Source organism: Streptomyces sp. DT190 (assembly GCF_049846985.1).
In the GTDB taxonomy this organism is placed as follows: domain Bacteria; phylum Actinomycetota; class Actinomycetes; order Streptomycetales; family Streptomycetaceae; genus Streptomyces.
Genome location: NZ_JBNCNM010000043.1, coordinates 1 through 24,418, shown reverse-complemented (window position 1 = coordinate 24,418; position 24,418 = coordinate 1). Strand labels below are relative to the sequence as shown.

Genomic DNA, 24,418 nt, shown 5'->3' with positions numbered 1-24,418 from the left:
GGGCAGGTCGAGTACCTGGGCCGGACCGACTTCCAGGTCAAGATCCGCGGCTTCCGTATCGAACTCGGCGAGATCGAGCAGGCGTTGACCGAGCACCCCGGCGTGGCGCAGGCGACGGTCGTGGTGCGCGACGACACCCGGGGCGGCAAGCGCCTCGTGGGCTACGTGGTGCCCGACCCCGACGCCGCGGTGGCGGACGTCGGCGCTCAGGCGGACGAATGGCGCCAGGTCTACGACGACAGCTACCGCGCGTCCGAGGACCAGGCATGGGGCGAGGACTTCCAGATGTGGACGTCCTCCTACGACGGCGAACCGATCCCGCGGGAACAGATGCTGGAGTGGCGGGACGCCGCGGTGGCCCAGGTGCTGCGGTTCGCGCCCCGGCGGGTGCTGGACATCGGTGTGGGCGCCGGTCTGCTGATGGCGAAGATCGTCGGTGAGGTCGACGAGTACTGGGGGACCGACATCTCGGCCCCGGTGGTGGAGCGGGTCAGGGCACAGGCCGAGCGGGCCGGTCACGGCGACCGGATCCGGCTGAGCGCCCAGGCAGCCGACGACCTGTCCGGACTGCCCCGCGGCGGGTTCGACACCGTCGTGCTCAACTCGGTGGTGCAGTACTTCCCGAGCGCCGACTACCTCGACCGGGTCCTGTGCGAGGCCATGGAACTGCTCGCACCGGGCGGCCGGCTCGTCGTCGGTGACGTCCGCAACGCCACCACACTCCGGCTGCTGCTCACCGCGGCACAGCGCGCGGCGCACCCGCACGCCTCGTACGAGGAACTGCGCACGCTCGTCGAGAAGGATCTGCTCGCCGAACGCGAACTCGTGGTCGCCCCCGAGTGGTTCACCGAATGGGCGGCCGGCCACTCCGCCGCGGCCGACATCCGCCTCAAGCCGGGGCGGGCCCACAACGAACTGACGCGGCACCGCTACGAGGTCGTGCTGCACAAGTCCCCGGCCGGCGTCCTGCGCCTCGCCGACGTGCCGTCGGTGCCCTGGGGCGGGCAACTGTCCGACCTGCCCGGCCTCGCGACGCTCGAAGACCGCGTCGGGCCCGGCCCGGTGCGGGTGACCGGCGTGCCCAACGCGCGCCTGGCCGAGGAGGCCACCGTGGCCGTCGCGGCGGGTCTCCTCGAACCGGCGCCCCTGCCCGGGAGCCCCGTCGATCCGCAGGACGTGCTCCGATGGGCGGACGAGAACGGCCGGCATGCGATCCTCACCCTGTCGGGAGAGGACGTGCGCTGCTTCGACGCGGTGCTGCTGCCCGAGCGCCCCGGCGGACCGCCGAGCGTGTCCGGCACGTTCGTCCCCGGCGCGGTCGGCAGGCGCGCCCGGGCCAACGCTCCCGCACTCGCCAAGACGATCGGTCCGCTCCTCGCCGAGCTGCGCGAGCACCTCCAGGGGCGGCTCCCGGACTACATGGTGCCCGCCGCGGTCGTACCGCTGACGGAGATACCGCTGACACCCAGCGGAAAGCTGAACCGGCGGGCGCTGCCGCCGCCGGACTACGCGCAGGGCACGACCGGCCGGGCACCGCGCAACGAGCGCGAGGAGACCTTCAGCGCGCTGTTCGCCGAAGTGCTCGGCCTGGAGAGGGTCGGCATCGACGACGACTTCTTCGCCACCGGCGGGGACAGCATCCGCTCCATCCAGGTCGTCGCGCGGGCGAGGTCCCGTGGCATGACCGTCAGCACCCGGGAGATCTTCGAACACCGCACGGTCGCCCGGCTCGCGGAGCTCGTCGAAGGACGGGAAGGAGAGCGCCCGGCCCTGGCCGAACTGCCCGGCGGCGGTGTCGGCTGGGCTCCGCTGCCTCCGATGGCGGCACACGTCCTCGCACTGGGCGGCCGCATCGGACGGTTCTCCATGTCCGGGATGCTGACGCTGCCCGAGGGCGTGGACCGCCCGGAACTGGTGGCCACCCTGCAGGCCCTGCTGGACCGGCACGACGTGCTGCGGTCCCGCCTCGACCGGGACCGTTCGGGCCTGTGGATCGAGCCGCCGGGCGCTGCGGACGCGGGCGCGCTGCTGCGGGAGGTCCCCCACCCCGACGCCGACGCGCACGCCGAACTGGACGCGGCCGCGGGCCGCCTGGACCCCGACGCGGGCGTCATGGCGCAGTTCGTGTGGTTCACCTCCGGCACGGGCGCGGACCGGCTGCTGATCGTCCTGCACCACCTGGTCGTCGACGGGGTGTCCTGGCGGATCCTGATACCGGACCTGATCTCCTCCTGGCAGCGGATCCGGGACGGCCGCACCCCGGAACCGGCGCCCGGCGGCACCTCGTTCCGCCGGTGGGCCCATGCCCTGGTCGACGAGGCGACCGGTCCCGGGCGCACGGCGGAACTCCCCGTCTGGCAGCGGATCCTCGGCGAGGCCGAACCCCCGCTGGGAGCACGGGCACTGGACCCCGCACGTGATGTCACGGCCACCGTCGACACGGTCCGGGTCCGGGTCCCGGCGGACGTCACCGAGACGCTGCTGACGACGGTCCCCGCCGTGTTCCGCGGCAGGGCCGACGACGGGCTGCTGGCCGGCCTCGCACTGGCACTGGCCCACTGGCGCCGAAGCCGGGGCGTGCCCGGCTCCTCGACACTGGTCCGGCTGGAAGGGCACGGCCGCGAGGAGCACCTCGTGCCCGGCGCCGACCTGTCGGGCACGGCCGGATGGTTCACCTCCCTGTACCCGGTGCGCCTCGACCTGACCGGGATCGACGTGGCGGACGCCCTCGCCGGCGGTCCGGCCGCGGGCCGGGTCGTCAAGGCCGTCAAGGAACAGTCCCGGGCGGTGCCGGACAACGGCATCGGCTACGGCCTGCTGCGCCACCTCAATCCCGACACCGCCGGCGTGCTGGCGTCGGGGCCGGAGCCGCAGATCGGGTTCAACTACCTCGGCCGGACCTCCGGCGCGGACATCCCCGAGGACCTGCGCCTGTCGGGCTGGGCCCCGGACACCTCGCACCAGGACCTGATCGCCGCACCGGACGCCGACCTGCCCGTACTGTCCGCACTGGAGATCAACGCGGTCGCCGCCGACACCCCCGACGGCGAGGAACTGACCGCCTACCTCGCCTTCCCGACCGGGGTGCTCTCCCGCGAGGAGGTCACCGAACTGGCCGGACTGTGGGTCCGGGCCCTCACCGCCCTGGCGAAGCACGCCACCGCACCCGACGCCGGGGGACTGACCCCGGCCGACGCCCCCCTGGTCGAGGTGTGCCAGGAGGAGATCGACACCTGGGAGACCCGGTTCGGCGCACTGACCGAGATCTGGCCGACGACCCCCACCCAGTCGGGGATCCTCTTCCACACGATGATGGCCGGGGCGTCGTTCGACCCGTACCACATTCAGCTGGTGTTCCAGATGAGCGGCAGCGTCGACCCCGAGCGGATGCGCCGGGCCGGGCAGGCACTGCTGGAGCGCTACCCCAACCTCCGCGCGGCGTTCGTCGACCGGGCCGACGGCGACTTCGTGCAGGTGGTGCCCGCGGCGGGGGTGACCCTGCCGTGGCAGTACCTCGACCTGACCGCGCTCGCCGAGCCGGAACGCACCGAGACCCTGGAGCGGTTCCTCGCCGAGGACCGGGCCGCCCACTTCGACGTGGACACCCCGCCGCTCATGCGGCTGGCGCTCGCCGTGACGGAACCCGGGCGGGCCGAACTCGTGATGACCGTCCACCACGTGCTGTCCGACGGCTGGTCCACGCCCTTGCTGATGCGGGACCTGCTGCTGCTCTACGCGTCCCACGGCGACGCGACCGGCCTGCCCGGCACACGGAGCTACGGCGAGTTCCTCGCCTGGCGCGCGCAGCAGGACGGGGACGAGGCGGCACGGGCCTGGGCGGCCGAGCTGGACGGCGTGCGCGAAGCGACCCTGCTCGCGCCGCGTTCCGAAGGCGCCGACGGCCTCGATCAGGTCGAGTTCGCCCTCCCCTCCGACCTGTCCGACGAACTCGCGTCGCGCGCCTCGGAGTTGGGCGTCACCGTCAACACGCTGGTCCAGGCCGCCTGGGCGCTGCTCCTCGGCCGGCTCACCGGCCGCCAGGACCTGGTCTTCGGCGCCACCGTCTCCGGCCGCCCGCCCGCGGTCCCGGGCGTCGAGTCGATGGTCGGCATGTTCATCAACACCCTGCCCGTACGGGTGCGGTACGCGCCCGGCGACACCCTCGCCGAGGTCGTCACCCGGCTGCAGCGGCACCAGGCCGGCCTGCTCGAACACCACCACCACAGCCTCACGGAGATCCAGCAGTCCCTCGGCCTGCCGACCCTCTTCGACACACTGGTCGTCTTCGAGTCCTATCCCGTCGACCGGGAGGGCATCGGCGCCGCCACCGAGGCCGCGGACGGGATCGCCTTCACCGGCCTGCGCCCGACCAACGGCACCCACTACCCGCTCGCGCTGATGGCGGCGGCCGAACAGCACCTGGAGTTCCTCCTCCAGTACCGGCCCGGTCTCTTCGACCGGGACACCGTGGAGTCCTACGCGGGCCGCTTCGTGCGCGTCCTGGAACAGCTCGCGGCCACCCCCGGCCTGACGGTCGCCCGCCTCGACGTCCTGGAGCGGGCCGAACACGAGCGGCTCACCGCCCGGTTCGACGACACGGCCGTCCCCGTCCCGCACGTCACGATCCCCGCACTAGTCGAGGCACAGGCGGAACGGACCCCGGACGAGACGGCCGTGATCGCCGGGGACACCTCGCTCACCTACCGCGAGCTGACCGCCCGGGCCGGCCGCCTGGCCCACGAACTGGCCGGCCGGGGCGTGGGACCGGAGTCGGTGGTCGCCGTCTCGCTGCCCCGCTCGGCGGACCTGGTGGTCGCGCTGCTCGCCGTGCTGAAGGCCGGCGCGGCGTATCTGCCGGTCGACCCCCGCTACCCCAGCCACCGCCTCGTGCCCATCTTCGACGAGGCACGGCCCCTCCTCGTCCTGACGGACACCGCGACCGTTCCGGTGCTGCCGGCACACGAGGCCCCGGACGTCCTCCTCGACACCCTGGACCTCACCGCGGACGCCCCGGGACCCGCCCGTGCGCCGCACCCGGACCAGACGGCCTACGTGATGTACACCTCCGGCTCGACCGGCAAGCCCAAGGGCGTCGCCATCACCCACGCCAACGTGGTCAACGGCGTACTGCAACTGGCCCCGCGCGTCGGCATGGCGGCGGGCAAGCGGCTCCTCGCGGGCACGTCGGTCAACTTCGACGTCTCGGTGTTCGAGATCTTCACGACCCTCGCCCACGGCGGCGTCGTCGAAGTCGTCCCCGACGTCCTGGTCCTGGGCGACCGCTCGTCCTGGAGCGGCAGCGTCATCTCCACCGTGCCGTCCGCCTTCGCCGAACTCGTCGGCGAGATCGCCGGCCGCGTCGAGGTGGAGACGGTCGTCTTCGCCGGCGAGGCCCTGCCCGCCGCGCTCGCCGAGAGGACCCGCAGCGCCTTCCCGGGCGTACGGGTGGTCAACGCCTACGGGCAGAGCGAGTCGTTCTACGCCACCACCTTCACCGCGGAGGGCGAACCGCTCGACGGGACGGGCAGCGTGCCCGTCGGCACGCCCCTGGGCAACATGCGGACCTACGTCCTCGGCCCCGGCCTGGATCCCGCGCCCCCGGGCGCGGTCGGTGAGCTGTACGTCGGCGGGAACGTGGGCCGCGGCTACCACGGCCGCGCCGCACTGACCGCCGAGCGCTTCGTCCCCGACCCCTTCGGCCCGGCGGGCTCGCGCATGTACCGCACCGGCGACCTCGCCCGCTGGAACGCCGAGGGCCGGCTGGAGTACCTGGGCCGCGGGGACGCCCAGGTCAAGGTGCGCGGCTTCCGCGTCGAACCGGCCGAGGTCGAGGCCGCGCTCACCGCGCATCCCGGCGTCACCCAGGCCGTCGTGATCGCCCGCGACGGGCGCGGCGGCGGCACCGGAAGGCAACTGGTCGCCTACGTCGTGCCCACCGGCACCGGTGACGCCCCGGCGACCGGCGACCCGGCCGGGCCCGCCGGCCCGGACGCGCGGGCCCTGCGCCTGTTCGTGTCGGAGCGGCTGCCGGACTTCATGGTGCCCTCCGCCTTCGTGGTCCTCGACCGGATGCCGCTCACCCCCAACGGCAAGCTGGACCGGGCCGCGCTGCCCGAGCCCGAGTACACCGCCACCGCCTACCGGGCACCCCGCACCTCCCGCGAGGAGATCCTCACCGGGCTGTTCGGCGAGGTGCTGGGCGTGGACCGGGTCGGCATCGACGACGGCTTCTTCGAACTCGGCGGCCACTCGCTGCTCGCCACCCGGCTGATCAGCCGCGCCCGTGCCGAGATGGGGATCGAGATACCGATCCGCAAGATCTTCGACCTGCCGACCGTGGCCGCGCTCGCCGCTTGGGCGGAGGACTCGGCCGCACCCCGCCGCCCCGGCCTGCGCAAGATGTTCACAGAGGAGTAAGAGCGATGATTCCGCTTTCGTTCGCGCAACGCCGCATGTGGGTTCTGCACCAGATGGAGGGCGGGTCGGAGAACTGGAACATGTCGGCGGCCTTCCGGCTGACCGGATCCCTGGACCGGGACACCCTCGCCGCCGCGATCCGCGACGTGGTCGACCGGCACGAGATCCTGCGCACCGTCTACGCCATGAACGACGACGGTGAGCTGCACCAGCGCATCCTGCCGACGGCCCAGGCCGCACCCGAGGTGCCGGTCACCGAGCTGGCGCCCGAGGACGTGCCCGCCGCGGTCGAGGAGGCCGGCGCGTACCGGTTCGACCTCGCGGCCGAGATCCCGGTGCACGTGCGGTTGTTCCGCTGCTCGCCCGAGGAACACGTCCTGGTCCTGGTCATCCACCACATCGCCACCGACGGCAGCTCGGGCGCGCCGCTGGCCCGTGACCTGGCCGCGGCCTACACCGCCCGCCGGGACGGCCGGGCCCCGGGGTGGGAGCCGCTGCCCGTGCAGTACAAGGACTACACGATGTGGCAGCGCGAGGTGCTCGGCGACGTCGAGGACCCGGACAGTCTCGCCGCGCGGCAGATCGCGTACTGGCGCGAGGAACTGGCCGGGGTGCCACAGCCGTTGAACCTGCCGCTGGACCGCCCGCGGCCTGCGGAGGCCAGTGGGCGGGGCGCCACGGTCGGCCTCCTGGTGGAACCGGAGGTGGCGGCGGGGCTGCGCAAGGTGGGCGACGAGCACGGAACGACCATGTCGATGGTCCTGCACGCCGCGCTGGCGGTGCTGCTGTGCCGGCTGGGCGGCGGGCGGGACATCACGATCGGCAGCTCGATCGCCGGGCGGACCGACGAGGCGCTCGCCGACCTGGTCGGGTTCTTCGTCAACACCCAGGTGCTGCGCGTGGACCTGTCCGGCGACCCCTCGTTCACCGACCTCCTCGGCCAGGTGCGGAACCGGGCGCTGGCGGCCTACGAGCACCAGGACGTCCCGTTCGACATGCTGGTCGAGGCGATCAACCCGGCACGCTCCGCGGCGTACCAGCCGCTGTTCCAGGTGATGCTCGGACTGCAGAACTACGAGCGGCCGCAGCTCGAACTCGCCGGGCTCACCCTGGAGGTCGAGGGGACCGCCGCCTCCACCTCCAAGGTCGACCTGTTCTTCAACGTGGTCGCGGACGACTCGGGTGCGCTGCGCGGCGACATCCAGTACGCGACCGACCTGTTCGACCGGGAGACGGTCGAGGCCGTCGCCGCCCGGTTCGTGCGGGTCCTGGAGCAGTTGGCCACCGATCCGGGCCGGCGCGTCGGGGATGTCGACGTGCTGCTGGCGGGGGAACGGCAGCACCTGGTGGCGGAGGTGAACGACACCGCCGAACCCTCCCTGGACGCAGGGCTCGTCGCGGAGCTGCGGGGACAGGCCCAGGCGACACCGGAGGCGCTCGCCGTCATCGGCGAGGACGACTCGGTCACCTACCGGCAGCTGGACGCACGGTCGAGCAGACTGGCGCACTGGCTGGTCGACCGCGGTGTGCGGGCGGAGTCGCGGGTCGCCGTGCGCCTGCCCCGGACGGTGGACCTGGTGGTGGCGCTGCTGGCGGTGCTGAAGGCCGGCGGAGCCTGCGTACCGGTCGATCCGGCCCATCCGCGTTCCCGGACCGACCGCGTCCTCGCACACGCGGAGCCGGTGCTCGTACTGGACGCCGACGCGCTGGCCGGCGTGGATCTGTCGCCGTACCCGGACTCGGCACCCGAGGTGGCCGTCCGGCCCGGGAACACCCAGTACGTGATCTACACGGCGGACCCGGCGGGAGAGCCCAGGGGGGTGGCGGTCCCGCGCGGCGCGGTCGCCAACTGCCTCGCCGCCGCGCGGCGCCGGTTCCCGCTGTCGTCCGAGGACCGGATGCTGTTCGGCACGACCGTGGCGCTCGACACGGCCGTCACCGAGATCTACCTCCCGCTCGTCACCGGCGCGGCCCTGGTGGTGGCGGGCGACGACACCGTCGAGGACGTGCCGGCCGTGGCGGAGCTGATGCGCCGGCACGAGGTCACCGCCGTGCAGGCCACGCCCGCCTTCTGGCAGGCGCTGGCGATGCGCGTGCCGCACGCCGCGAACGGACTGCGGATCATCGTCGGCGGGGAGACCGTCCCGGCACGGCTGGCCAGGCTCCTGGCGAAGCAGGCCGCCGAAGTGGTCCATGTGCACGGCACGCCCGAGACGACGCCGTGGAGCACCGAGGCACGCGTGCGGGTGGGGGCGGGGGTGCCGATCGGGCTGCCGGCCGGGAACACCCGGGTGTACGTGCTCGACGCACGGCTGCGCCCGGTGCCGCGCGGGGTGCCGGGCGAGCTGTACGTCGCCGGTGCCGGGGTGGCCCGCGGGTACCAGGGCCGGCCGGGGCCGACTGCGGAGCGCTTCGTGGCCTGCCCCTACGGTGAGCCCGGCCGCCGGATGTACCGCACCGGGGACCTGGTGCGCTGGGACGGCAACGGCCGGCTCGAACACCTCGGGCGGACCGACCGCCAGGTGCGCGTCCGGGGGTTCCGGGTCGAGCCGGGGGAGATCGAGCAGGTGCTGGCCGGCCACCCCGGCGTGGCGCGGGCGGCGGTCGTGCTGCGGGTGGACCAGGACGGCGGCGAACGCCTCCTGGGCCATGTGGTGCCCGAGCCCGGCGCCGGTGTCCGGGCGCTCCTCGCCGAGCTGCCCGCATACCTGGGAGAGCGTCTCCCGGGCGCCATGGTGCCCTCGGCGCTGCTGCCCCTCACGGAGCTGCCGCTGACCCCGGACGGCCGGCTCGACGAGGAGGCACTGCCCTCCGGCGACCCGGACACGGCGGAGGGCCGGGAGCCGCGCAACTCCCACGAGGAGAGGATGTGCGCCCTCTTCGGCGAGTTGCTCGGCCTGGAACGGGTCGGCATCGACGACGACTTCTTCGCACTGGGCGGGCACTCGCTGCTGGCCACCCGGCTCAGCGCCCGCATCCGCGCCGAGTTCGACATCGACATCCCGCTCAGGACGATCATCAAGTACCCCACGGTGGCCGAGCTGGCCGCGCTGCTGCTCGTCGCCGCCTCCGAGGACCTCTCCGACCCGTTCGCCGTCGTGCTGACGCTGAACAGCGACCCCGGTACGGGCAAACTGCCGCTGTGGTTCCTGCACGGGGGAGGCGGGCTGGGCTGGGCGTTCTTCAGTTTCGTGCTGCACGCGCAGGACCGGCCGGCCTACGCCCTGCAGTCCCGGGGCTGGAACGGCACCGAGAAGCTGGCGGGGTCGGTGGAGGAGATGGTCGAGGACTACGTCGACGAGATGGTGAGGATCCAGCCGGAAGGACCCTTCCACCTGGTCGGCTGGTCCTACGGCGGCACGGTCGTGCAGGCCGTCGCGGAGGCGGTCGACCGGCGTGGGCGAGAGGTGGCCTTCGTGGCCATCCTGGACTCCCAGCCCGGCGGGGACCTCTTCAAGGAGATCCACGCCGGCCGGACGCTGGCGGACTACCGGGCGGAACTCGAGGAGCATTTCGGCGAGTACTTCGGCCCCGAGAACCGGGAACAGCTCGTGGGGACCATGTCGAGGATCCTCGCCAACAACGCGGCGATCATGTCGAGGTTCGAGTCCCCGGTCTACCGCGGTGACGTGGTGTTCTTCAACGCGACGCTGGAGGAGAACTCGTACGCGCACCTGTGGCGGCCCTATGTGCTCGGCGCCATCGAGGTGCACGACGTGCGCGCCGTGCACCACGAACTGCACATGCCCGGGCCCGTGGCCGAGATCATGGAGGTCATCAACGGCAAGTTCGCGGCATGACCGGACACCGTGACGAACCGACGACGTACCTGAAGGGGGCCGAATGAAAACGTCCGGGACGTCCGCGTCGCACGCGGACCGGGCCACGTTGCTGTGCGTGCCGTTCGCGGGAGCGGGCGCCTCGTTCTTCCACCCGTGGCGGGCGCTGGCCGGCGACCGGTGGCGCGTGCTCGCCTGTGAACTGCCGGGCCGGGAACGGCGGATGCTGGAAGCGCCGTACCGCGACGTGGTCGAGGCGGCCGGGAAGGAGGTCGACGGCATCGCCGCGATGCTTGGCGAGGGGGAGCGGGTGCTGGTGTTCGGGCACAGCCTGGGCGCGGTGTTCGCCTACGAGCTGGTGCATCTGCTGACCAGGCGGGACGTGCCCGTCGAGCGGCTGGTCGTCAGCGGTTCGCCGGGGCCGTGGACCCAACGTGAGAGACGCGCGGCGGGGCTGCCCGACGAGGAGTTCCTCGCCCGCGTCGAGGAGTTCGCGGGATTCCGGCACGAGGCGCTCGACCACCCGGAGATGCGGGAGCTCATCCTGCCGGTGCTGCAGGCCGACTGCGAGATGCACGAGAGCTACGTCCCGAGCACCGACGAGCCGGTGCGGGTGCCGATCTGCTCCCTGCGCGGCGACTGTGACGGCCTGGTCACCGCGGAGGAGGCCCGGCAGTGGCGGGACGCGACCACGGCCGGATTCAGCTATGCGGAACTTCCGGGCGACCACATGTACTTGGTCGACCTCGGCCGGGAGGTCCTGGACGTGATCGAAGCGGAATCGGCCCGCGACAGGCGCTAGCGTGTCAGCGGGCGTGTCAGGGACGTGACAGGTCGGTGTCAGGCCCGGCCGGGACAGTGGTCCCATGACAAGTGCGGCGATCGCAGTCAGTGGACTGCGCAAGGCATATGGCGACAAGGTCGTGCTCGACGGCATCGACTTCGAGGTCGCCGAGGGAACGGTGTTCTCCATGCTGGGCCCCAACGGGGCCGGCAAGACGACGACGGTGAACGTCCTCGCGACGCTGCTGAAGGCCGACGCCGGAACGGTGCGTGTCGCCGGTCACGACGTGGCCGGCGAGACCAAGAAGGTCCGCGGGGCCATCGGCGTGACCGGTCAGTTCGCCGCGGTGGACGATCTGCTCACGGGCAGGGAGAACCTGGGGCTGGTGGCGGACCTGAAGCGGGTGCCCGCCGGCGACCAGGTGGTCGCGCAGTTGCTGGAGCGGTTCGACCTGACCGAGTCCGCCGACAAGATGGCGGCGACCTACTCCGGCGGCATGCGCCGCAAGCTGGACCTGGCGATGACCCTGGTCGGCAGCCCGAAGATCATCTTCCTGGACGAGCCGACCACGGGGCTCGACCCCCGCAGCAGGCGCACGATGTGGGGGATCGTCCGCGACCTGGTGGCGGGCGGCACCACCATCTTCCTCACCACCCAGTACCTGGAGGAGGCCGACGAGCTCTCCGACCGGATCGTGGTGCTCGACCAGGGCCGCCTGGTCGCCGACGGCACCCCCGAGGAGCTCAAGCGCCAGGTCCCCGGCACCCACGTCCGGCTCCGGTTCGGTGACCTCGACGACCTCGACACGGCGGCGCGGATCCTGCCCGGGGCCACCCGGGACGACCAGGAACTGACCCTGCGGGTGCCCAGCAACGGTGACTCGAAGTCGCTGCGGTCCATGCTGGACCGGCTCGACGAGCACCGGCTCAACGCCCAGGAGTTCTCCGTGCACACCCCGGACCTCGACGACGTCTTCCTCGCCCTGACCGGGCGTCCGAGCGTGAAGGAGGAGGCGAAGTGAGTTCCCTCTCCGCGGCCCTGACCGATTCCTCGATCATGCTGCGCCGCAATCTGAAGCACACGCTGCGCAACCCGCTCACGGTGTTCAACGCGCTGCTCATCCCCATTCTGGTCATGCTCATGTTCGTCAAGGTGTTCGGCGGCGCTTTCAGCGTCGGCGAGGACTACGTCGACTACGCGACCCCGGGCATGCTCGTGATGGGCATCAGCTACGGGCTCGGGGCCACCGCGACGGCCGTGAACGACGACATGACCAAGGGCATCATCAACCGGTTCAAGGCGATGGACGTCTCCCGAGGCGCCGTGCTGACCGGGCAGGTCGTCGTGACCACCCTGCGCTGCCTGGTGGCCGACGCGGCCATCGTCGGCGTGGCCTTCCTGATGGGGTTCAACCCCACCGCCAGCGCCATGGACTGGCTCGCCGTGTTCGGCCTCGTGGTGCTGCTCACCGTCGCGACCAGCTGGCTCACCGTCGCCGTGGGGCTGGCCGCCAAGACCGCCGAGTCGGCCGGCCTGGCCGCCGTACCGCTGATCCTGCTGCCGTTCCTGAGCAGCGCGTTCGTCCCCGCCGAGACCATGGGGGCCGGTGTGCGGCAGTTCGCCGAGTACCAGCCCTTCACGCCGATCATCGAGACGCTGCGCGGCCTGATGGTCGAGGACGGCCCGGCCCGGAGCGACGCCATCGCGGCCGTCGCCTGGTGCGTCGGCCTCGCCCTCCTCGGCTACGTGTGGGCGCTGTCCACGTTCAAGAAGCGAGCGTGACCCGGAGCAGGTGAGACGGGTCCGCCCGCGCCCCCTCCCGAGCCGCCTCGGCGAACCGCGCGTCGCCGAGGCGGCGGCGCGCGCTCTGCTCGATCCGCGCCACGTCCGGGTGCGAACGGTCCTGCAGCCCCCGCACGGCGGCGCTCGCCGCGAGCAGCCGCGCGGCCTGCTCGTGCTCGCCCAGGCGCAGCGCCAGGTCCGCGACCCCGACGAGCACATGCGCGATCAACGGCGCGTGTCCCGCCTCGGACGCCGCCGCACAGGCCGCCGCGCGGTGCGCCCGGGCCTCGTCGAGATCACCGGTGAGATAGCCGAGCAGGTCGTGGGTCGTCGCCCGGATGATCGCCCCCTCGGCTCCCTCGCCCAGCAGATGCCGCGCGACGCCGAGTTGTTCGAGCGCCTCCTCGGTCCTGCCGTCCCACCGGGCGAGTTCCGCCTCGGCCAGGGCCAGCTCGGCCAGCGAGTCCGGCCAGGTGACCCGCCGCGCGCTCCGCCGCGCCTCGGCGAGGGCGGCCGCGCCGGCGTCCTCGTCGCCCAGCAGCCAGTACAACTGCGCCTGCCGCGACCGCATCCGCACGATGTCCTCGGCGGCACCCACCTCGGTGACGACCGCTATCGCCTCCTCGTAGTGCTCGCACGCGGCGGCGAACTCGCCGCGCACCGCGATCCGGTCCGCCAGCTCGGTCAGGGCGAACGAGATCCCGAGCCGCTCCCCGAGCGCCCGGAACTCGGTGAGCGCCCGCTCCAGGTACGCGTCCGCGTCCCGCCCGTCCCGGCCCAGCATGATCCGCATCTTGCCCAGGTGCAGCCGGGCCATCGCGCGGACCCAGGGGTCCTCGTCGTCGAGCAGCGGCTCGAACGCGGGCAGGAACGCGTCCGGCGTCTGCAGCATGCGCTCCAGCGGGACGACGAACCCGAGCGCGGGATGGCTGCGCCGGCTGCGCCGGCTCAGTTCGTACGTCTTGTGGATCCACTCCGCGGCCTGGTGCTCGTCACCGCCCCGCCCGGAACTCATGAACATCGCGATGAGGGCGTACACCATGGCGCGGAAGTCGTCGGCCACCTCGCCGGGCGTCCTGGTGGCCGCCGTGAGCAGCTCCATGCCCTCGGTCCGGTGACCGGCCAGCCACCAGTACCACCCCGCGCTCGCCGCCAGCCGCATCGCCCCCTGCGCCTCACCCGCGGCCAGCGCGCCGCGCATCGCCGCACCGATGTTGCCGTGCTCGGTCTCGAGCGTGGCCAGCCACTCCAGCTGCTCGGCGCGGCGCAGATGCGGCTCAGCGGCCTCGACCAGCTCGGTGAAGCAGGCCAGGTGCGCGTGGCGCGTCCGGTCGGTCTCCCCGGCTTCGGTGAGCCGGTGCCGGGCGTACTCCTTGATCGTGCCGGTCATGCGGTAACGCGGGGCGCTGCCGCCCTCCGCGAGCAGCAGCGACTTCTCGGTCAGCGCGGTGAGCAGTTCGAGCACCTGCTCGGGCTCGACCGTGTCGCCCGCGCACACCCGCTCGGCCGCCTCCAGGCTCGCCCCGTCGGAGAACACCGACAGCCGGCGCAGGACCGTGCGCTCCTCGCCGCTGAGCAGCTCCCAGCTCCAGTCGACCGACGCGCGCAGCGTCTTGTGGCGGGGCAGGGCGGTCCGGCTGCCGCTGGTGAGCAGCCGGAAGCGGTTGTCGAGCCGGTTGGCGAGCTGGTCGACGGACATGGTGCGCAGCCGGGCCGCCGCCAGTTCGATCGCCAGGGGGATCCCGTCCAGCGCCCGGCAGACCCGCGCCGTGGTCGCCAGTGTGTGCGCGTCGGCCCCGAGGTCCCGGCGCACCGCACCGGCCCGGTCGCGCAGCAGCCGGACGGCGGGCGAGGCCGCTATCTCGTCCGGGCTCGCGTCGCCGTCCGGCAGGGCCAGCGGCTCGACCTGCCACAGCGCCTCGCCGGTGATGCCGAGCGGTTCCCGGCTGGTCGCCAGGACCCGCAGCCGCCGGCACTCGCCGAGCACCCGGTGGGCGAAGACCGCGGCGGATTCGATGACGTGCTCGCAGTTGTCCAGGATCAGCAGCGCCTCGCGTTCGCGGATCGCGGCGACCAGACGCTCCGTCAGCTCCGCGTTCGGCGCTCCGCCGAGCAGGGAGTCCCGCAGCCCGAGCCCGGCGAGCGTGGACTGCGCCACGTCGGCCACGCCGCCGTTCACGCGCACGGCGGCCAGCTCCACCAGCCACACGCCGTCCCGGAGGTCGCCGAGCAGCGTGCGCGCCGCCTCCGTGGCCAGCCTGGTCTTGCCCGCGCCGGCCGGCCCTATCACGGTGGTGAGCCGGTGCGCGGCGACGAGTTCGCGCACCGCGGCGATCTCCCCGCCGCGTCCGACGAAGGTGGTCAGCTCGGCGCGCAGATTGGTCCTGCGGCCGGCCTCCTCCTGCCGCCGGGCCTGCCCCAGCTCGCCCCGCAGCAGCGCGACGTGCACCGCCGACAGCTCGGGGGAGGGGTCGGTGCCCAGCGCCTCGGCCAGGGCCTGTCTCGCCCGCTGGTACACCTGCAGGGCCTCGCTGTCCCGGCCGGCCGCGGCGAGGGCCCGCATCAGCGCGGCGACGAACCGCTCCCGCAACGGATGCGCGGCCACCAGGTCGGTGAGCTCCGCGACCAGCTCCGCACCGCGCCCGAGGGCGATCTCCGCGTCGACGCACTCCTCCGTGGCGGCCAGGCGCAGACCCTCCAGGCGGGCGGCCGCGGCGTCGAAGGCGGCGCTGTCCTGGAGGCCGACGTCCTGCAGCGCCGCACCGCGCCACAGCGCGAGGGCCTCGCGCAGCAGCCCTGCCCGACGGGAAGCGTCCTCGGCACGGGCCCGGCCGGCGGCGACGAGGCGCTCGAACCGCACGGCGTCGACGGCGTCCGGCACCAGCGTCAACCGGTAGCCGTCCGTCTGCCCCTCGATCACCCCGTCCGGCAGCGCCTTGCGCAGCCGGGAGACCAGGCGCTGAAGGGCGTTCGTCGCATCCGCCGGCGGGCGTTCGCCCCAGATCCAGTCGACGAGCGACGCCTTCGGCACCGCGTGCCCCGTCCGCAGGGCGAGGGCGATCAGCAGCCCGCGCAGTCGGGCGCCCGGCACGTCGACCAAGTCGCCCGTGTCTGTGCGGACTTCAAACGGACCCAGCATCCCGATCTGCACCCGCTGATTCTGTCACGAGCGACAGCGGGCCAGATCTTGCAGAACGGCACGGGCCACCTCGCGTTCGCGGGACTGCAGGTAGAAGTGGCCGCCGTCGAAGTGCCGGAAGGCGCACCGCCCGGTCGTGTAGTCGGCCCACTTGCCCATGCTGTCGCGCGGCACGCCCGTGTCCTGCCTCCCGCGGTACCCGCTGATCGGGCACCCGACCTTGGCCCCCGCACGGTCCCGGTAGGTCTCGACGGCCTTGTAGTCGGCGCGCAGCGAGGGCAGGGCGACGGCCAGCAGGTCCTTGTCGGCGAGCAACTCCGGCGGAGTGCCCGCGAGTCGGGCCAGATGGCCGGTGAGCCGCTCGTCGTCCAGGTCGTGGACGAGCCGGCCGGAGGGGACGGACGGGGCGGCCCGGCCCGAGACGACCAGCCCCAGGAGGGCCTCGCCCCGGCGCCGTTCGAGCCGCAGTGCCACCTCGTACGCCACGAGGGACCCCATGCTGTGCCCGAACAGGGCCAGCGGCCGGTCCTGCCAGGGCCCCAGGGCGTGCGCGACCTCGGCCGCCATCAGCCGCAGATCCTCCAGGGCGGGCTCGGCCAGCCGGTCCTGCCGGCCCGGGTACTGCACGACCAGCACCTCGGCCGCGGCGGACAGTTCCTCCGAGAGCGAGAAGTGGGCCGACGCCGAACCCCCGGCGTGGGGGAAACAGACCAGCGTCGGACCGTCGGCCCGCGCGTCGTGGAACTGCCGGATCCACGCGCTGTGGACGGTCTTGCGGCGGCGTGTGATCGTCATCGGTCCCCCCGCGCGTTCCCGGGCCGCTGTCCCGTCGACGGGACGGCCCGCCGACCGTGCCGTCCGCATGCGGCCGCGCTCCTCATTCCCGCAGTTCGAGCGTGCAGCACTTGACGCTTCCCCCGGCTTTCAGCAGCTCGGCCAGATCGGCGCCGACAGGGTGGTAGCCGCGCTCGCGCAGCCGCGCCGCGAGACCGGTCGCCTTGCGGGGCAGCACCACGGTGCGGCCGTCCGACAGCGCGTTGAGGCCGAACACGGCGGCATCGGCCTCCTCGGCGAGGACGGCGTCCGGGTACCGCTCGGCCAGCACCGCCCGGCTCTGCGGGGAGAACGCGCCCGGGTAGTACATGATCTCCCCGTCCCCGAGCACCGCCAGGGCCGTGTCGAGGTGGTAGAACCGCGGGTCGACCAGGGTCAGTCCGGTCACGGGCCGCCCGAAGAACTCACGCACCTCGTCGTGGGCGCGCGCCTCGGTGCGGAAGCCGGTGCCGGCCAGGATCTCCGTGCCGGTGAACAGCAGGTCGCCCTCGCCCTCGTTGAGGTACTGCGCCTGCCGGACCTCGGACCAGCCGCCGCGGCCGAACCACTCCAGGTAGGCTGCCGACTCGTCCCTGCGCTGGGGATGCCGGAAGCGCGCGACGAGCACCTTGCCGTCCACGACGAGGGCACCGTTCGCGGCGAACACCATGTCGGGGAGCCCCGGTACGGGCTCGATCAGCCGTACGTCGTGCCCCAGATCGGCGTAGGTGTCGAACAACCACTTCCACTGGGCCATCCCGGTCTCCATGGAGGTGGGCCGGTCCGGGTCCATCCACGGGTTGATCGAGTATGTGACGTCGAAGTACGTGGGTCGGCACATGAGGTATTTCCGGGGCGATGCCTTTCGCTGTTCGTGCGGCACCTTCACTCCCATCTGCTGGGGAAATCCGAGGAATCCCGGAGCGATTGACCGGGTGAGAAAGAAATAGCACGGCGCAGCGGCCGGCGGGGTCCGGCGGCGAACGCACCGTCCACTCTTGCACTGCGTTTCCCCAGCCCTTTACGTTGGCTCGGCGATGGCCCCCCGGCGCACTGTCCCGCCGGCGGGACAGTGGAAAGGAAAAGGCTGGCAATGGAGTCAGAAGCGCAAGCCGTACCTTCGAGCGCGCCCGATTCACTCGTGCGGGAGATCTCGACGCTGTGGGGGGAATACCTCAACTCAAACGACATCGGATCCGATGACGAATTCTTCGCGGTGGGCGGCAATTCACTGATCGGAATCAAGATCATCGATCGGGTGGCCGCGGACTACGGCGTCGAACTGTCCGTGCGCGACTTCTATCTGGCCCAGACGCCGGCGCGGGTCGCCGCTCTGATCGAACGGGGAGGGACCCGGACGTGAGACTGACGCCGGGGCCCGCCCGGGACATCGACCTCGACCGCGTCGACCTGTTCGACCTGGAGCTCTACACCTCGGGCGATCCGCACCCCGTCTGGGACCTCATGCGGGCGAAGGCGCCCGTGCACCACCAGGTCCTGCCGGACGGCCGGGAGTTCTGGTCGGTGACCCGCTACGACGACGTCTGCCGGGTACTCGGCGACCACCGCGAGTTCACCTCCGAACGCGGCACGGTGGTGACCCACCTCGGGGTGGACGACGTGGCGGCCGGCCGGCTGATGACCTCCACCGACCCGCCGCGGCACACCCAGGTCCGCCGGGCGATCGGCGCCAAGCTCACCGCCCGGGCCGTGGCGCCCTGGGAGGACCGCATCCGGAAGACCGTCGTGCGCTTCCTCGAACCGGCCCTGGACGGCGGCACGTTCGACCTGGCCGAGCAGGCGCTGCGCCTCCCGGCGATGGTCACCGGCCCGCTCCTCGGCATCCCGGAGCGGGACTGGGACGAACTCGTGCGGCTGACCGCGATGGTGACGGCCCCCTCGGACCCGCACTTCCGGCTCGGCGGCGAGGCCGCGACCCTGGCCATCTCCCACCACGAACTCGTCACCTACGTCACCGAGTGGGTCAGACGGCGGCGGGCGACCGGCGAGGAGGACGGCAGCCTGCTCGACCACCTCATGAGCGTCCGCGCCGGAGACGCGCCGCTCACCGACGAGGAGATCGCCCTCGACGGCTACAGCATCCTGCTGGGCGCCAACGTGACCACTCCGCACACCGTCTCGGGCACCGTGCAGGCGCTCGTCGAACGGCCCGAGCAGTTCGCGAAGGCGCAGGCCGACCCCTCGCTGGTGCCCAACCTGGTCGAGGAAGGGCTGCGCTGGACCTCGGCCGCCTGTAACTTCATGCGTTACGCGGTGAGCGACGTCCGGCTCGACGGGGGCACGATCCCGGCCCGCGGGGCGGTCGTCGCCTGGATCGGATCGGCCAACCGGGACGAGTCCCAGTTCACCGATCCCCACCGCTTCGACATCACGCGGCACAACGCCAAACGCCAGGTCGCCTTCGGTTTCGGGCCGCACTTCTGCGTCGGGGCCCCGCTGGCCCGGCTGACACTGCGCGTCTTCTTCGAGGAACTGCTCCAGCGGTTCGGGTCGATCGCCCTCGACGGCGAGCCGCAGCACCTGCGGTCGTACTTCATCGCCGGGCTGACCCACCTCCCCATCGTCGCCGAGAAACGAATGACGCCATGACCTCCGGCTCCACCACCGCCCCCTCGCCGTGGTTCGTCCGGCCGCCGTCCGACGCCCACCGCGCCCGTCTCTTCTGCTTCCCCTACGCCGGGTCCGGGGCGTCCGCCTTCAGCGCCTGGCCGGCCGCGATCGACGGCACCGAGATCTGCCCCGTGCAGTTCCCCGGCCGCGAGAACCGGTTGGCCGAACCCCACTACGGCACCTACGAGAACCTCGCCGACGCCCTGACCGTGGCCCTCGGTCCCCTGCTCGACCGGCCGTTCGCGTTCTTCGGGCACTGCGCGGGCGCGCTGCCCGCCTTCGAGACCGCCGCCCGGCTCGCCGCACTGGGCCTGCCCGGGCCCGCCCGCCTCTTCGTGTCGGGCCAGCCGGCGCCGCACGACACCGCGAGCGACCGGATGTTCAGCCTGACCGAGGCCGAACTGCGCGCCGAACTGGAGTCGGTCATCCGCGGCCGCGGGATCGCACCCCGGCCGGACATGATCGACCTCGGCATGACCGTACTGCTGCGCGACCTCACCGCCGCCCGGCGGTACCGGCGCACACAGCCCGTCGCGCTGCCCTGCCCGGTGGTCGTACTGCACTGGCGGGACGACCCCGACGTGAGCCCCGACCAGCTCGGTGAGTGGCGCCGGTACGCGGACACCGTCGACCTCCACGTCCTCGACGGCGGCCACCACGACTTCATGAACGCGCCGGACCGACTGCGCGAGGTGCTGACCTCTTGGCGCTGAGGGCGGTGCGGCCGGTGAGCACCGTACGCCGAGAGAACCGGAAGGGATTCGCATGACTGGCGCACCCACCGACATCGCTGTCATCGGGATGTCGTGCCGCTTCCCCGGCGTGCACGACCTGGGGCAGTTCTGGAGCCTCCTGCACGAGGGGAGGTCGACCGTCGGGACCTTCCCCGAGCAGCGGACGGCCGCCTCCGAGCACCCGCCCCACCCGGACGCCGCGACCGTGCACGCGGGTTCGTTCTTCGACGCCGTCGACGGGTTCGACGCGGAGTTCTTCGGAACGGACCCGGCGGAGGCGGCCGCCATGGACCCCGTGCAGCGCCTGGGCCTGGAACTCGCCTGGGAGGCCGTCGAAGACGCCCGTGTCCCGGCGTCCGCGCTCGCGGGCCGCGAGGTCGACGTCCTGGTCGGTGCCGCCTCCTCCGGGTACGACGTGCTGCGCAGGCTGTCCGGCAGCGACCGGGACGACCACTACGCCGCGCTCGGTTCGAGCGGCGCGCTGATCGCCAACCGCATATCCAGCCTGTTCGACGTCCGCGGCATGAGCTTCTGCGCGGACAGCGGCCAGTCCTCCTCCCTCGTGGCGCTGGCCCTGGCCTGTGAACGGATCCGCAGCGGCGCGGTCGACATGGCCATCACGGGCGGCGTGAACCTGATCGTCGACCCGGACGCGGGACTCGGCATGGCGAACCTGGGCGCCCTGTCCCCCGACGGCCGCTGCTTCACCTTCGACGAACGGGCCAGCGGCTTCGTCCGGGGAGAGGGCGGCGGCGTCGCCGTGCTGAAGCGGCTGGACCTCGCCGTCGCCGACGGCGATCACGTCTACGCCGTGATCCGCGGCTGGAGCGTCACCAGCGGCGGCGCGACCTCCCGGATGCCGGACCCCAGCCCCGCCGCACAGGCGGCGACCACGCTGTCCGCCCTGCGCAACGCGGGCGTCCCGTTCGACGAGGTCGACTACGTCGAGGCCCACGGCACCGGCACCCGGCTCGGCGACCCCGCCGAGATATCCGGCCTGCGCCAGGTGTTCCGGGAGACCGGCCGGAGCCGGCCCCTGGTGATCGGCTCGGTGAAGACCAACGTCGGACACCTGGAGCCGGCCGCGGGAATCACCGGCTTCATCAAGGCCGTGCTCTGCGTGGACCGGGCGCACCTGGTCCCCAGCCTGAACTTCCGCTCCCCGAACCCCGCCATCCCCGGCTTCCAGGAGGACTTCGAGGTCCTCGGCACCGCGCGGCCCTGGCCCGACGTGCCGGACCGGCCGCGCCGGGCAGGGGTGTCGGCGTTCGGCATGGGCGGGACGAACGCGCACGTGATCCTGGAGCAGGCGCCCCGGGAGCACACCCGCGACGACCCGCCCGCCGCGGCAGGCGTCCCCGGGGTGGTGCCGTGGGTGCTGTCGGCCCGGTCGGAACCGGCCCTGCGGCAACAGGCGGCGCGACTGCGGGAACTCGTCACCGCCGACCCGTCCCTCTCGGCGGCCGACGTGGGACATTCCCTCGTGTCGACGCGGACGCTGTTCGCACACCGGGCGGTGGTGCTGGGCGGTGACCGTCAGGAGTCGCTGGCCGGTCTGCACGTGGTGGCGACGGGCGGCAGCGCGGCCCGGGTGGTCCGCGGGGCGGCCGAGGAACAGGCGGGCCCGGTGGTCTTCGTGTTCCCCGGCCAGGGCTCGCAGTGGACGGGCATGGGAAGACGGCTGTACGCCGAGTCGGAGGTCTTCGCGCGCGGCATCGACGCGTGCGCGCGGGCCCTGGACCCATGGGTGGACTGGTCCCTGGTGGACCTCGTGACCGGCGCCGAGTCGGCACCGTCGCTGGAAAGCGGCGACGACGTCGTCCAGCCCGCGTTGTTCGCGATGATGGTCTCCCTCGCACGGGTGTGGCGTTCCCTGGGAGTCGTCCCCGACGCGGTCGTGGGCCACTCGCAGGGAGAGATCGCCGCCGCCTGCGTCGCGGGCGCGCTCCCGCTGGAGGACGCCGCCCGCATCGTCGCCCTGCGCAGCCGGGCACTGACCCGGCTGGCCGGCCTGGGCGGACTGAACGCGGTGTCCGCGCCCCTCGCATGGGTCGAGGAACGGCTGGAGCGGTGGCCCGGACGACTCTGCGTCGGCGCGGTCAACGGACCGGGCTCCGTGGTGATCTCCGGGGACCTGGAGGCACTGGAGGAGTTCGCCACGGCGGCGGCCGCCGACGGCGTGCGGGTACGCCGGGTCAGGATCGAGTACGCGTCCCACTCCCACCAGGTCGAACGCATCCGTGACCAGGTCCTGGAGGCCGCCGCTGACCTCTCCCCGAAGGAGTCGGCGGTCGCGTTCCACTCCACCGTCACCGGCGGACCGCTCGACACCCGCAGCCTCGACGGCTCCTACTGGTACGACAACCTGCGCTCGCGAGTGCGTTTCGGCGACGTGATCGCACAGTTGATGCGCACGCGCGGTGGGGTGTTCGTGGAGGTCAGTCCGCACCCGGTGCTCGCGGTGGCGATGGCGGAGACCGCCGACGCCCTGGCGGCCTCACCGGTGGTGACGGGCACCCTGCACAAGGACGACGGGAGTGCGGGCGACCTCCTCACCTCGCTGGCCGAACTGCACGTGCGGGGGGTGCCGGTGCAGTGGGACGAGGCGTTCGCGGCCGGCCGGCCCCGCCGGATCGGCCTGCCGTTCTACGCGTTCCAGCGGCAGCGGTACTGGCTGGCGGCACCCGACGGCACCCGCACCCCGAACGCCGCCCCCTTCCCGAGGGGAGCCGGACCGGACTCGCACCGGCCCGCCCCCGCCGACTCCGGCGCCGCCGACCTGGACTCGCCGTCAGCGGTCCTCGACCTCGTGTGTGCCGAGACCGCGGCGGTCCTGAGCATGACGGACACGAAGCTGACGGGCGCCGATCTCGCGGCGAGGTCGGCCGAGACCTTCAAGGACCTCGGCTTCGACTCCTCGATGGCCGTCCGGCTCCGCAACCGGCTCACCGCGGCCGCCGGCGTACGGCTCCCGGCGACCGTCGCGTTCTCCCACCCCACTCCGCAACGGCTCGGCAGCCACATCTTCTCCCTCCTCGCGCCGGAGACACCCGACGCGCCGGAGACGAGCGACGCCCCGGAGACGGCGGAGGAGACGAGAACGGAAAGCCGGAGTGATGACGAATTATACGAATTGATCGACCGCGGATACGTGTAGCACCACCCGCTCGTCCGAGGAACCACCGTTGGGGGAGGCCCTGGTGAAAGACGTCGACAAGCTCCGGTCCTACTTGCGACGCGCAGTCGACGACGCGCAGGCCCTGCGCGAGCGGGTGCGCGAGCTGGAGGAGTCCGCCCGCGAACCCATCGCCATCGTGGGCATGGCCTGCCGCTATCCGGGAGACGTCCGCGCTCCCGAGGATCTGTGGCGTCTCGTCACCGAAGGCGTCGACGCCATCACCGACTTCCCCACCGACCGCGGCTGGGACACCGACAAGCTCCTCGATCCCGACCCGGACCGACCCGGTGCCTCCTACGTCGCCAAGGGCGGATTCCTGTCCGACGCGGCCGGATTCGATCCCGCGTTCTTCGGGATCAGCCCCCGTGAGGCCACGGCGATGGACCCCCAGCAGCGGCTGTTGCTGCAGACCTCCTGGGAGGCGTTCGAACGCGCCGGCATCGACCCGAGCGTGCTGCGCGGCAGCAGCACCGGCGTGTTCGTCGGCGCCATGACCCAGGACTACGGCCCCGACCTGCACGACGGCGCCGCCGGGTTCGACGGATACCTCCTGACGGGCAACACCGCGAGCGTCGCCTCCGGCCGTATCGCCTACACCTTCGGGTTCGAAGGGCCCGCGGTGACCGTGGACACCGCCTGCTCCTCCTCACTGGTCTCGATGCACATGGCCGCCCAGGCGCTGCGCAACGGCGAGTGCTCGCTCGCCCTGGCCGGCGGCGCCGCCGTCATGGCCACCCCGGGCATGTTCGTGGAGTTCAGCCGGCAGCGCGGCCTCGCGGCGGACGGACGGTGCAAGGCGTTCTCCGAGGCGGCGGACGGCACGGCCTGGGCGGAGGGTGTCGGCCTGCTGCTGCTGGAGCGTCTCTCCGACGCGCGCCGGAACGGCCACCGGGTGCTGGCGGTCGTACGGGGCTCGGCGGTCAACCAGGACGGCGCCTCCAACGGCCTGACCGCCCCCAACGGCCTCTCCCAGGAGGCCGTCATACGCCAGGCCCTGGCGGGCGCGGGCCTGACGGCACAGGACGTCGACGTCGTCGAAGCCCACGGAACCGGGACGAGACTGGGCGACCCGATCGAGGCCGAGGCACTGCTGGCCACGTACGGCCAGGACCGGCCGGAGGACCGGCCGCTGTGGCTGGGCTCGCTGAAGTCCAACATCGG

At 72.8% G+C, this 24,418-nt stretch carries 13 protein-coding genes; 10 read left to right on the top strand and 3 right to left on the bottom strand.

What is annotated here, in order from left to right; genetic code table 11:
* The 5 genes from ACPXCS_RS39090 to ACPXCS_RS39070 all read left to right on the top strand — a co-directional run.
* A partial coding sequence (locus ACPXCS_RS39090) for an amino acid adenylation domain-containing protein (protein WP_425952276.1) occupies positions 1 to 6,417 on the top strand: 6,417 nt, incomplete at its 5' end.
* Positions 6,418 to 6,422: 5 nt separating this feature from the next.
* Positions 6,423 to 10,217: a non-ribosomal peptide synthetase gene (locus ACPXCS_RS39085; RefSeq protein ID WP_425952275.1), complete on the top strand. Its 3,795-nt coding sequence runs from the start codon at positions 6,423 to 6,425 to the stop codon at positions 10,215 to 10,217.
* Between the two features lie 43 nt (positions 10,218 to 10,260).
* On the top strand, positions 10,261 to 10,998 hold the full coding sequence (locus ACPXCS_RS39080; protein ID WP_425952274.1) for a thioesterase II family protein: 738 nt from the start codon (positions 10,261 to 10,263) through the stop codon (positions 10,996 to 10,998).
* Between the two features lie 64 nt (positions 10,999 to 11,062).
* Positions 11,063 to 12,001 (top strand): ATP-binding cassette domain-containing protein, encoded by a 939-nt coding sequence (locus ACPXCS_RS39075; protein ID WP_425952273.1) that lies wholly within the window; start codon positions 11,063 to 11,065, stop codon positions 11,999 to 12,001.
* A complete protein-coding gene (locus ACPXCS_RS39070; protein WP_425952272.1) occupies positions 11,998 to 12,762 on the top strand; it encodes an ABC transporter permease in 765 nt (254 codons plus the stop codon). The genes ACPXCS_RS39075 and ACPXCS_RS39070 overlap by 4 nt, the downstream gene beginning before the upstream one ends.
* On the opposite strand, the gene ACPXCS_RS39065 is transcribed toward ACPXCS_RS39070, so the two are convergent.
* From ACPXCS_RS39065 to ddaH, 3 genes are all read right to left on the bottom strand, one after another.
* Positions 12,746 to 15,913: a BTAD domain-containing putative transcriptional regulator gene (locus ACPXCS_RS39065; RefSeq protein WP_425952271.1), complete on the bottom strand. Its 3,168-nt coding sequence runs from the start codon at positions 15,911 to 15,913 to the stop codon at positions 12,746 to 12,748. The genes ACPXCS_RS39070 and ACPXCS_RS39065 overlap by 17 nt on opposite strands.
* A gap of 12 nt (positions 15,914 to 15,925) precedes the next feature.
* Positions 15,926 to 16,696, bottom strand: a complete 771-nt coding sequence (locus ACPXCS_RS39060; RefSeq protein ID WP_425952270.1) for a thioesterase II family protein — start codon at positions 16,694 to 16,696, stop codon at positions 15,926 to 15,928.
* Positions 16,697 to 16,778: 82 nt separating this feature from the next.
* The gene (gene ddaH, locus ACPXCS_RS39055) at positions 16,779 to 17,555 is read right to left on the bottom strand and encodes a dimethylargininase (protein ID WP_425952269.1); all 777 of its coding nucleotides are present in this window, start codon (positions 17,553 to 17,555) and stop codon (positions 16,779 to 16,781) included.
* A gap of 252 nt (positions 17,556 to 17,807) precedes the next feature.
* Here ddaH and ACPXCS_RS39050 point away from each other — a divergent pair, with 252 nt between their 5' ends.
* The 5 genes from ACPXCS_RS39050 to ACPXCS_RS39030 all read left to right on the top strand — a co-directional run.
* The gene (locus ACPXCS_RS39050) at positions 17,808 to 18,077 is read left to right on the top strand and encodes a phosphopantetheine-binding protein (RefSeq protein ID WP_425952268.1); all 270 of its coding nucleotides are present in this window, start codon (positions 17,808 to 17,810) and stop codon (positions 18,075 to 18,077) included.
* Positions 18,074 to 19,324: a cytochrome P450 gene (locus ACPXCS_RS39045; RefSeq protein ID WP_425952267.1), complete on the top strand. Its 1,251-nt coding sequence runs from the start codon at positions 18,074 to 18,076 to the stop codon at positions 19,322 to 19,324. The genes ACPXCS_RS39050 and ACPXCS_RS39045 overlap by 4 nt, the downstream gene beginning before the upstream one ends.
* Complete coding sequence (locus ACPXCS_RS39040; protein WP_425971234.1) at positions 19,321 to 20,058, top strand: thioesterase II family protein; 738 nt, start codon at positions 19,321 to 19,323, stop codon at positions 20,056 to 20,058. The genes ACPXCS_RS39045 and ACPXCS_RS39040 overlap by 4 nt, the downstream gene beginning before the upstream one ends.
* A 52-nt stretch (positions 20,059 to 20,110) precedes the next feature.
* Positions 20,111 to 23,236, top strand: coding sequence for a type I polyketide synthase (locus ACPXCS_RS39035; RefSeq protein ID WP_425952265.1), 3,126 nt, complete (start codon positions 20,111 to 20,113; stop codon positions 23,234 to 23,236).
* 43 nt (positions 23,237 to 23,279) lie between these two features.
* Positions 23,280 to 24,418 (top strand): beta-ketoacyl synthase N-terminal-like domain-containing protein (locus ACPXCS_RS39030; RefSeq protein ID WP_425952264.1); only part of this gene is annotated, 1,139 nt, incomplete at its 3' end.